At 51.8% G+C, this 11,096-nt stretch carries 6 protein-coding genes and 1 pseudogene; 3 read left to right on the forward strand and 4 right to left on the reverse strand.

The window, feature by feature from the left end; all coding sequences use genetic code 11:
- Positions 1-695 (reverse strand): annotated as a pseudogene (locus tag ACJROR_RS04630) (hypothetical protein); the annotation flags it as partial.
- A gap of 1,108 nt (positions 696-1,803) precedes the next feature.
- Between ACJROR_RS04630 and ACJROR_RS04635 the strand changes: the two are divergent.
- Both ACJROR_RS04635 and ACJROR_RS04640 read left to right on the forward strand, forming a co-directional pair.
- On the forward strand, positions 1,804-3,000 hold the full coding sequence (locus ACJROR_RS04635; protein WP_406546076.1) for a hypothetical protein: 1,197 nt from the start codon (positions 1,804-1,806) through the stop codon (positions 2,998-3,000).
- A gap of 40 nt (positions 3,001-3,040) precedes the next feature.
- Complete coding sequence (locus tag ACJROR_RS04640; protein WP_406546077.1) at positions 3,041-4,171, forward strand: hypothetical protein; 1,131 nt, start codon at positions 3,041-3,043, stop codon at positions 4,169-4,171.
- Positions 4,172-4,458: 287 nt separating this feature from the next.
- Here ACJROR_RS04640 and ACJROR_RS04645 read toward each other — a convergent pair whose 3' ends face one another.
- Positions 4,459-5,343 (reverse strand): rhomboid family intramembrane serine protease, encoded by an 885-nt coding sequence (locus ACJROR_RS04645; protein ID WP_406546078.1) that lies wholly within the window; start codon positions 5,341-5,343, stop codon positions 4,459-4,461.
- Positions 5,344-5,401: 58 nt separating this feature from the next.
- Positions 5,402-7,291, reverse strand: coding sequence for a rhamnan synthesis F family protein (locus ACJROR_RS04650; protein ID WP_406546079.1), 1,890 nt, complete (start codon positions 7,289-7,291; stop codon positions 5,402-5,404).
- A 593-nt stretch (positions 7,292-7,884) separates the two neighbouring features.
- Here ACJROR_RS04650 and ACJROR_RS04655 point away from each other — a divergent pair.
- On the forward strand, positions 7,885-10,503 hold the full coding sequence (locus ACJROR_RS04655; RefSeq protein WP_406546080.1) for an EAL domain-containing protein: 2,619 nt from the start codon (positions 7,885-7,887) through the stop codon (positions 10,501-10,503).
- A gap of 240 nt (positions 10,504-10,743) precedes the next feature.
- Here ACJROR_RS04655 and ACJROR_RS04660 read toward each other — a convergent pair.
- Positions 10,744-11,096 (reverse strand): hypothetical protein (locus ACJROR_RS04660; protein WP_406546081.1); only part of this gene is annotated, 353 nt, incomplete at its 5' end.

Genomic DNA, 11,096 nt, shown 5'->3' on the forward strand with positions numbered 1-11,096 from the left:
TTCAGAAATTCCCGGTTCAGCCAGGTTCTGAGGGAACAGCTGCGCCAGGTATCCCGGGATTCGGAATCATTTAAATCGCTGTAGGGCCGGCATTCCAGAATGAACCTGCTGATCGCCAGGATTTCGTGTTCCTGACGTTCCAGTACTATCCATTCCACCGGGGTTTCAGAATCCGGGGCATTATTCTGACAGTAGCGGCCAAAGGTCAGGGTGTGGTTTTTAAGAAGATGACGCCGTGCCAGTTCTGCCCGGATTTTCTCTGCTGGTGTTCCGGTATTTGCTGCAGAATTTTCTGAATCTCCTTTTGAATAGCCTGCCGATGTTTCTGAATTATCAGAAGTCCCGATTTCAGAGGTCAGAACCTCCGGATCCCGGGAAGAAGCTTCCGGTTCAGCAGGGGCTTCCCCGGTCGGATCAGCGGGTGCTTTCCAGGTTGGTTCAGTTCCGGGAGCGGGGGTTTCCATGTTGCTTTTTGTCTGCGGATGTCCGGTTTTTCTGAGGAACGTTTTTCTTCTGAATTTTTGGGACTTGCTGCCGCTTCTGCTTGGGATATAACTGATAAAAAAAGCAACGAAGGCCCCAACCGTTGTGAATACCAATTCTCCCATCGCTTTCAGGCCGTTTACGTTATGGACATCCCCTGGTGCCATCTTGCTAGAGACACTGACGATGGTGATCAGCATCAGTATTGCCATAAAAGCCCCTGCGATCTCCGCCGACCTGCCGGTTCTGCCGCACCAGATACCCAGCGCAATAAAAAAAATAAACGCTGTTTCCTGTAATGCTGTCATGAGATTAGTTCTCCGTTCAAACAGTCTTCCGCAATTCATCCTTCTGAAATTGTAGCACACCATTCTCGTTGTTCAGGCAGGAACAGGGGGTGAAACATAGTTGCAGCGTCTCAGTCATTTTTGCAGTTAAACTAAAATTGTTGCCCAAATTGCTGCATAGCGTTTGCGATGATTTTAGTCCTTCATATTTTGTAACTCGAGTTTCCCGTGCCAATAGCAACGGTCATCCATTACTCTCAAAGATAAGCCTGAACAAAAATTCGCTCCCTTGACAACTCTGGTAATTTCACTTTAGCGATATCAGGTCATTCATGTTCGATTGGAGCCTCCCATGAAGCTCCGGAAGAATTTTCCCTGTTGCCGGAACCGTTCGTTCAGCATCTCATGGGCTGCTTGCATAGGCTTTCTCTATGTTCTTGTCTGCAGTGTTTTTCGAGCTTGCGAAGCCTGTCAGCCAGCTTCCTGAAGCAGCGCATCAGGGTATCGATGGCAACCGAAAAAGGGACGTACTGAATTTCCTTGCAGTTTCCATTAAAATCTCCTCGAACGATTGGATCTTGGCGCAGACGCTGATCATGGTTTCGCGGGCAATGATCGCAGGATACAGATTGGCCCGGCATTTTTTAACAAGCCCAGGTCGGTGCTCGGTATCGCCAGTGTCTTTTGCGGATTGGTTCTGGCGCCTTTTAAACACAATATTTGCCTTAATTGCGTCCGGACCTTTTGCCGTTGCCTGGTTTCGACTATGACAGAGAATGTCCGGTTATGCAGAGACAAAATTCAGGAATAGGGAAATCTTAGAAAAGGAGCAGGGCGATTTTCAGAAACAGAGCAGGATGAAAATTCCTGCCGGGCCGCGAGGTTCCCGCTCAGGATCCGGCGGGACGTTTCCCCGGCAGTAAAATTCACGTATCAGTGTTAAATTATCAGACACGGCTTCATGAAGTTTCTTAGTGATTAACATAAAATTGGTTCACGCGCTTATGTAATTCCGCGAGAGCAGGAAAACGATATGAACTACGACAGAGAAGACTCCGGCGGGGATACCGAGTATTTCATCGAGAACGGATACATCTACAAAAGGTCTAATATAAAGGCCAGCACCTTCAGGGCTGTAACGCTGGGGGTGCTTATCTGTTTTTTCACTGTCTTTTTCCTGAATTACTGCGGGGTCATGATAGCCGAAAAAAGAGCATCCTCCCAAAGCCGAAACACAGCCCATGAGTCCGGAAATGCAAGTCCCGAGTCATTGAACAGAAACCGGAACATCACTGATTGCAACACCGGAAATTCCTGCGCAGAGGCGGGCCGCGGCTTTGCCGAGCAGAATGACTATGAAAAAGCCGCAGTATTCTACAGGAAATCCTGCGATTACGGACATTACGAATCCTGCAGGGATCTGGTAGCTCTTTATTATGAAAACAAGGCGCAGCCTTCGCCCCATGACGATCCTCCCTCTTTGCTGAGCAAGGCCTGCTCTTATTATGAACCAGCAGGCTGTTTTATGAGCGGCGGACTGCTGCTCAGGGATTATCCGGATGATGCAGTTAAGCAGAAGGAGGCTTTCCGGTTTATAACAGAGGCCTGCGATTACGGTTTTTACTCTGCCTGCGGCCAGAAAGCTGAAAGCCTGCTGGCGCAGGGACGTCCTGTCCATGCTTACCGGACTGCCGTCGAGGGCTGCCGCAGGGATGATGTCAGGAGCTGCGCCATTCAGACCGTGATTTCCTTAAAGTACGGAATGTCGGACATTTCCAAACCCGACAAATACCGGCGCCTTAACAGAGGATGCTATGAGGCCGGAATGGACGAAGTCTGTTTTCTGTACGCCCTTGAGCTTCCCGACAGCAGCGCGGGAGACCGGGTTCTGGCCATGGAAAACGCCTGCCGGATCTCCCCGGACAGCAGGTACTGCAAACTCGCGGATCTTTTCCGGGAGAAGACAGACTCCGAAACTGCGCCGGATCTTAAGTCTCTTGCCTACCGGGAGCTTTGTCTGAATAAGGACATGGATTACTGCTTCAGGCTGGCAGCCCGCTACGAGCAAATGCCGGCTCTCTCCCCTGAAGCAAGGAGGGAGAAGGCGGCGGATGTCTACCTGGCAGCCTGCGGCATGAAGAACGAGAAGGCCTGCGACATGTACCGAAAATACCCGGGCAGCGGAGGACAGGAAAAAAACGGCGGAAATCTGCCGCCGGCTCTCCCCTGAGAACTTTTCCTGAAATATTTGGTTTAAAAACAGGTGTCCCATGATTGATGACAGCGATGACGACGGGTATAACGAAATCTTCGACGGGGAATCAGACTGGAATCCGTCTTCCGGAAGATCTGTCGGCACTTCTTCTGAAAGCAAAGGCCCCAAGGTTTTCAGTCATTCCCGGAGAAGCTCCGTTGACAAAATAAACTATAAGAAACCCCGGAAAGTTCTCGGTTACCGCGGGAACCCGGAGTTCAGTCCGTATGGTTTGATCAAGATGATAATCACTACGTTCGTCATCTGGGTCATGGTAATCATCTTTCTCCCGCCCATTATGAACGGCGAGATTAAACTGCCTTCATGGCTGATGGATTATGACGCTGAACGAGCCAAGACCCGTAAGGCAGCGCCTCCTGAAAAAGAGGAGGGTATCCCGAGAACCTGCCCGGGAAGCGGGAGAACCGCAGGAGCCATGCTGGATGACGGCCTTTATTATCTGGACAAATCCAGAATTAACGATGCAGCGGCCTGCTTCAGGGATTCCTGCAATCAGGGAAATCCCCGGGCCTGCAATAAATTTGCCGATCTTTTTTATGAGAATCTGCTGACTGAGAAAAACCATGACCTTCCTCTCAGGGCCCTGGAGCATGGCTGTTCTCTCAATGACGGCATGAGCTGCCACGGCAAGGCCAGATACCTGATCAGATTTTTCCCGGAGGACGCCGAAAAACAGCAGGAAGCCATGAACCTTATGATCCGGAGCTGCGATTACGGATACATGGGCGGGTGCGGCTACAGGGCCAGGAAGGAGCTTGAGGAGGGGCGCGAAAGAGTTGCCTACAGGACAGCAAACAAAGCCTGCAGGGCGGAAGATGCCATGAGCTGCGCCATTGCCGTTATAATGTCGATACAGCGGCAGGCCCCCATGCTCACTTCGGAGGAAAGGCTGCTGTATCTTAAGCAGGGCTGTGATGAAATGAATCTCAGCGAGGCCTGCTACTATTATGCTCTGGAGCTTCCTGATGACCTGAGGGCGGAAAAAAGCCTGGCTCTGGATCGATCCTGCGAGATCGATCCCGCTAAAAAGCGCTGCGACATTGCTGCCAGATTCCGGGAAAGCGGAGTTTTCAGAAAAGCCCCGGGATCATCAGAACCTGTATCTTCCGGAAGCCAGCCGCGATAACGATACCAAAGCCTGCCATACCCTGGCTGACTCGATAAGAATTCGCAGAAAATGTCCCGCAAAGCAGGGTATCGCAGGGCCATGGAGATGGAGGCATATGATATCGCCTGCAGGCAGCGGGATAAGCGAAAAGATTTCTAACCTGACAGCGAACCGGCGCGATATCCTGAAAGCATTGTTATTCTTGAACAGGTCTGGAGTATGCCGCTGTGTCAGGTTTGCGCGGACAGCTTACAGCTCGTTTCTCTCTCGGCCCGCTTCCCTCTGCCTTCGTTTTCAAATTGGCGTTATTCCTTTTCCGGTACCCGGAAGGCGAGCTTTCCGGTTTTGAGCAGGAAGAAATCCACCGCGCCCATAAGAATGCCGGCCAGAAGTCCGCCCACGTGGGCCGCATTGGCAATGCCGTTTAAGAAGAGTCCGGCCACCACAATCATAATCAGGGTAAAGGTGAAGAGCCCCGGTATCAAGCGCATCTTAGGCGGCAGATCCGGATGGCGGGAGAGCACGGCCAGGTAGCCGATGACGCCGTTTACCACTCCTGAGAGACCGCCGAAGTTTTCCGGAGACATTTCATGATCGGCGGCCAGAATGCAGTATTCCGCCACGTTTCCCGTAATGCCGGAAATCAGGATCAGCGCGAGGAGCCGGAAAGCGCCCAGATACTTTTCCAGGGGCCAGCCCAGTACGGCAAAGATCACGGTGTTGAAGCCGATGTGGGTGAATCCGAAATGCAGAAACGCCGGGGTTATCAGCCGCCAGTATTCCCCGTCATGAAATTTTGCCGCATTCAGAGACAGGGCGTCAAACACCGGCCGGCCGGAGGATCCGTCCATAAATGACTGCAGGAGAAATACCGCAATGCAGGCAACCACGGTAAGTCCGGTTAAAGTGCATATCCGGTTAAGCGGGAGGCCGGCGGAAACTGCCGGAAGATCAGATCCGGAATCTGAGCTTCCGGAATTCCAGGCGGCTCTGACTATCAGGTCTTCCGGATGCTCCTGGTTTTTCAGGAAGTTAAGCTCCTTCGTTACCAGAAAATCATCCTCCTCCTTAACGGATTCCACGATAAAAAGCTGATTGTCTTCTGTAACCCGCACCTGAATGCCCTTGCCGGCAAAGTAGTCCCGGAACGACAGGGCGGTGTTTCTGCTGGGGGTTTTCAGTATGAGCATGGCAATTCCTTCAGGGCGGAAGCCGGCTCCCGGATTTCCGGGGGCCGGTAAAGCGGGATCAGTCTTCGTTAAGGTATTTGAACTTCTTGTTTATGGAGGGCACCTTCCCCAGGGTAAGCATATTCAGCACGGTGTACTTTTGCACCTTTTCCCGGCGGCCCCGTTCCAGACTGCCGGCCAGATGGCGGAAGCTGTTTATGGTTCTGGCGTAGCCCTTTTTCGGGAGCACCTGGAAAATGGTTTCGTTGCAGGCCTTTTCCACCCGGGAGAGATTGGCCATATATATCGCAGCTCCCTCCGAGCTCATGACGGTGCCGCTGTAAAAGCCCTGACTCTGGGCGATATAGGGCAATGCGGCCAGGCGAACCTGAACCTCCGGCGGGGTTTTCCGGCGCTGACTTCCCTGAGGCTCCGGAATATCGCTGTAGCTCCAGCCTTTTTCGAACAGGGGGGCCACGGCGCAGGTGCGGAACCAGAGCATGCCTCCCGGGATCTGCACGGGGACGGGATCCTCCGGAACCTGCAGCTTGAATTCCTTGAACAGCTTTTTCATTTCCGGCAGGGCGTTTTCCTGTTCATCGTACTCCGAGGAGTAGACCGGCCCCCATTTGAGGGACGGCGGGGTGAGCACCCCCAGCCGGGGATTGTCGATAAAGGTGCTGATGACATTGCCGATAAAGGCGGCGCTGACCGCCAGATTGTCCGCGGCATTTCTGAAGATCTCGTTTCGGGTGCCCCATTCATCGGCATTCAGGGAGCCGGGACCCTGCAGCACGCAGACAAAGTCATAGTTTTTGACATTCTTGCCGAGATCCAGCTCCAGAGCGGCGGTAACACCGCCTTTTCTGAGCTCCTTGTGGCAGAACTCCAGAAGCTTGGAAAACTTGGTATGAATGATGTTCCGGGCTTCCTCCAGCGTTTTTTTGTCCGGGGAGATCACATAGATGTCCGCCAGAGGCTTGAAGCCTTCAATGAGGTCGTACACCGCCCGGAGATCCTCGGAGGATTCCACGTAAAGAACCAGCATGATCCGGCTTTTCAGGATCTCTGAAATGTTTTTCCGGGGCCGGGCGTCTCCCTCGAAGATCCAGGAAATGCAGAGGTGATCCCGGAGTTCCGAAAGAGGCCGCTCCGCCAGCAGATCCTGCCAGATAAGCTCTGTGGGGTAGGAGGTTTTTTCCATCAGGAATTTCAGAGTCTGTCTGGCCTGACCGCCCCGGCCGTGATCCAGAGTGGCTTCGGCGGAGCAGGTGAATACCTCCTTTTTGACCAAGGGAGCCCCTTCGTTCAGGGCCTCTGCCGGAAGCAGGGTGCCGGAGTACCAGAAGTCGGCGCTGCGGCGGGACTGCACAAAGGAGGTCAGCTTGAAGTTTTCCTTTTCCAGCCGATCCAGCAGGGGAACCTCAAAACCGGCCACCTGTTCCGGAATGGAGTTCCAGATCTGCTCCTTTCGGCTGAAGAATTCCTTGAAGGCGCTGCCGGTAAACACTGATTTCTTGAAGGCGATAAAGCTGAAGGCCGAGTCATCGGGGCGGGTTCTTTCCGGAGTGTCCAGTTCTTTGGCGTAGCTTTTCGGGGTCTGGCTGAACACGGTCCAGAGATCGCAGTTCAGGAAGGAATCCTCCATTTTCTTAAACAGCTGATCCAGCTCAAAAACCGGCCCGTAAACCTGATCATCGCACAGGATGAGCTCGTCATACTTTTCCGGATCCCGGACGTTTTCCCAGCCCTTGATGAAGCTGTTTACCGAGGTTCCCGGTGTGCAGCGCTCCACGATCTGGATGCCGACGCGGCCCAGGCTGGTCTGTTCTTCGGGAATCAGCGTCCGGGGCGTTACAAAAATGATGTCATGACACCAGGGAAGCAGGTTTTTAAGAAAGTGATGCGCGTAAGGGGCAACGATTCCCTGAGTTCCGGAATAGCTGTAGATTGCAAGTCTTTTCATCATTCATGTTCCTGTGGGATAAAACTCTGGTCTTTGCCTTCTCCGGAGGAGATTTGCCGCAAAGATCCGCCGGCATGTTCCGGCCCTGGCTTTATCCGAGATTCTTACTTCTTGAAACACTGTATTATACAGGCACAAATGCAAAAAAATGTTAACGGGGCGTGTTTTAGCATAGTTTTTGCTGTTCCGGACGGATTTTTGCCCGGGGAGTTCCCCGGGGCATTTCCCGCTTGCGGAGTTCTCCGCCGGTGCGGTTCTCCTCCGGCAGCCTTACCCGAAATGTTTCTTCTGATCATGACCGGATCGTGTTACCGCGCGATGTGTCAAAAATCTGAAAACGGTCACATGATTTACGGTAAAACTTTCATGTAAGTTGAGGGACGGCTCAGTTTTTATCCCGGGATCGGCTAAAATGGGAAAGTTGAGAGTCTATACGGAAGGTCTTGAAGCAGTGAGACCGGCTGTTTCCGAAATAATAAATTTTATGACGCGATGAGCGGTAACCAGAACGCCGCTTTCCGAAACGGGATAAGATCTGCGGGTGCATGGCACCGTGACTATGTTGTTGACTGCTGACCGTTTGTCAGGTTTTTGTGATGGTTAATTCAGATTCGGAACATACAGTTGAATACATAAACAGCAAGCTGGGAAAGATTCCCGGAGTTCTTGAGCGTTTTTCACAGTATTCCTGCCTGCCCGGCGGCTTTATGATCAGCCGCGCGGACGAGCACGGCGAGATCCTTTACGCCAATTCCCAGGCTCTGGAAATTATCGAATGTCATACTGAGGAGCAGTTTTTGGAGGTTACCGGAGGCAGCTGGCGCCGGCTGGCTCCTGATTTCGATATTTCCGTGGTGGATTCCAGTCTGTCTGGCTGGCGGAGGGATGGCGCCAGTTATGTCAGCAGATTTCATTTGATGGGGAACTGCCCGTCTCCCGGCCACTGGATGCGGGACGTGGAGCTTTTCTGCAGCTTTACCCGCGACAGGGATCTGGGCGATCTCGTTTTGTTTTTCATAGTGTTTGCCCGGGACGAAAGAGATATCCTGACTGACTTTCCTACCATGTCACGTTTCCTGAGCATATGCAACAATGCCCGCACCGTGATATTCAAGCGGGGCGATACTCCGGCCATGGTCTCCTTCAATCTTAACGGCCTTAAGATGTTTAATGAAAAGTACGGCATTTCCGGAGGAGACGCTCTTATTGTCAGTTTTGCCAATATCCTTAAGAAGCACTTCGGCATCATGCAGTGCTCCCGTTTCGGCGAGGATCACTTTTATGCCTATACCGGGGTCAGGGGGCTGGAAGAAAAGATTTCCCTGATTTTTGAGGAGATGGCGCAGGTAAACGACGGCAACACCCTTTCCGTGCGGGCCGGCATTTATGTGCAGGAATCAGAGGATGATCCGGTGAATGCGTCCCGGGCCTGCGATAACGCCAGAATCGCCTGCGATTATGAAAGACGGCATCATGAATCCTGCTTTGTCTACTATGACAAGAAGATCCGCAATGAGATTCTGAACCGAGACTACATTATCGGACATATCGACGAAGCTCTGGAAAAGGAATACATCCATGTTTACTACCAGCCGCAGGTAATATCCCAGAGCGGCAAGCTATGCGGGTATGAGGCTTTGGCCCGCTGGATCGATCCCGAGATGGGGATGGTGTCTCCGGGAGTGTTCATTCCGGTGCTGGATGATTATTCCCTGACCTACAAGCTGGATCTTTATATTATTGAGCATGTGGCCCGGGATCTTACGGAAGCCATCAGCCGGGGAATCAGCGTGGTGCCGGTATCCTTCAATCTTTCCCGTACCGATTTTGTAAAGTGCGATCCCTTTACCGAGATTATTTCCATTGCCGAGCGTTATAAGCTGCCCCGGGAGCTTTTCAAGGTGGAGATCACCGAAACCACAGTGATGTCGGACATCGATAAGATGAAGGGGGAGATCAACCGGTTTCATGAAGCGGGCTTCGATGTGCTTATGGATGATTTCGGCAGCGCCTATTCCTCTCTCAGTACCCTGAGAGATTTTGAGTTCGACGAAATCAAGATCGACATGGGCTTCATGCGGAATTTCGGTCCCCGTTCCAAGGCCATTATCAAGCCCATTGTGAACATGGCCAAGGCTCTGGGCATCCACACCCTAGCAGAAGGGGTGGAGACTCAGGAGCAGCTGGATTTCCTGAAAAGCATCGGCTGCGAAATGATTCAGGGGTACTATTTCGGAAAGCCGGAACCCTTTGAGGCGGCCATTGACACCGCAAAACGCCTTAACAAAAACTATGAGCTCCTCCTGCATCAGAATTCCAGCATGGTTTTCAGCAAGAACACGCAGAAGAAGAGTGCTGACAAGAATTTGCTTGCCCTGACGGACAACAGGGAGCAGGGGCTTATCCTTGAGAAAGTTGTTTCGATTTTCAGTAACGTGCTCAGCATTGATATTGCGAATAACGTCTGCGAGGAGATCGTCTCCAGCTATGAAATGCACCGGCTTTTGGATCTCGGGGCCAGCAATATCGGTCAGAAGCTCAAGGATGCCGTCTCCGAACTGGTGAAGCCGGAACACCATATCAGGCTTTTGAAATTCCTGGAGTTCGATACTCTTTCAGAACGCCTGGACGATGACACTGTTATCTCCTGCGATTTCCAGAGCGCGGTGGATGACAGCTACTTCAGAGTGGAGATCTTTGTTCTGGAGAAAAACGAAGAGGGGACGGTATCCCGCATTCTGTTCACCACCAGAACCGTGGAACCGGATCGGGTTACCCAGGAGCATTTCAGAACCGTAACCCATGCTCTCCGTCATGTTTACTCGGGACTCGTTGCCTTTAATCTTGACGACAGGACTTTTGTTCCGTATGTCATGCCAGTGTCCATGATGGAAAGAACCGGCGTAACCAAGCAGCCCTATGATATGGCCCGGAATTTCTTTATGGAGACCTTTGTCTGCAACCGGCACCGGGAGATGATGTTCCGGTTTACCGATCTTGATACGCTGGGAGAACGCCTTGCCGGGAAGCCGCTTATATATCTCAGGTATCAGAATCTGGCCGATGAATGGTGTGAAATGACCTATATTCCCTCCAGGATCGCGGACGACGGGCGGATTACCCAGGTGCTGACGGCGGTGCGGAATCTAGAACACGAGCATGATCAGCAGATCAACAGGCAGGTCTGGGATGTGAAGGAGGAAGAAGCTGGCTGAGATGGCTGAACGAAGTCCGGATTCTCTCTATGACAAGACTTAAAGCGAACAGCCGGGGTGATTCCCGGCTGTTCTGTTGTACAGGGTGGATGGAATGCGCAGCAGAGGAGGCGGAATGGCGGGTTCCGGAGCAGAAAAAGCCGCTTTTCTGAAGCGGCTAATATCCATCTCAGTCATGATTCCCCAGGATACCGGAGCGCTCACAGTCCCGGAAAAATGTCACTAGAATGCTGTGCCTGATTAATGGCCTTTAGAGTTATGTTTTGCGGCAAAATCCCTCCAGTATTCAACTTCGGTATTCATAAATTCCCAGAAGTTATCGGCAATTTTTTTCATGGTGCCCTTTGGCCCGTGAGCATTGCAGGAATAGACGAATCCGGTGACGCTGCTTTGAATAAATATGGGGAGGTCGGTTTCGAAACTGCCGATACAGTAGCAGTCCTGAGGAAAATCAAGATCCAACTCCTTGCTGTTATCATGATGAATAACGGTCGCTTTTGCAGGGCGAACGAATGAACTTTTTGTCCATTTTTCAATATTAGTAATATAGTAAACGGTTTGACTTGACAGTTTAATAAAAACTATGCTAAAAT

The organism is Succinimonas sp. (assembly GCF_045225735.1).
Taxonomy (GTDB): Bacteria; Pseudomonadota; Gammaproteobacteria; order Enterobacterales; family Succinivibrionaceae; genus Succinimonas.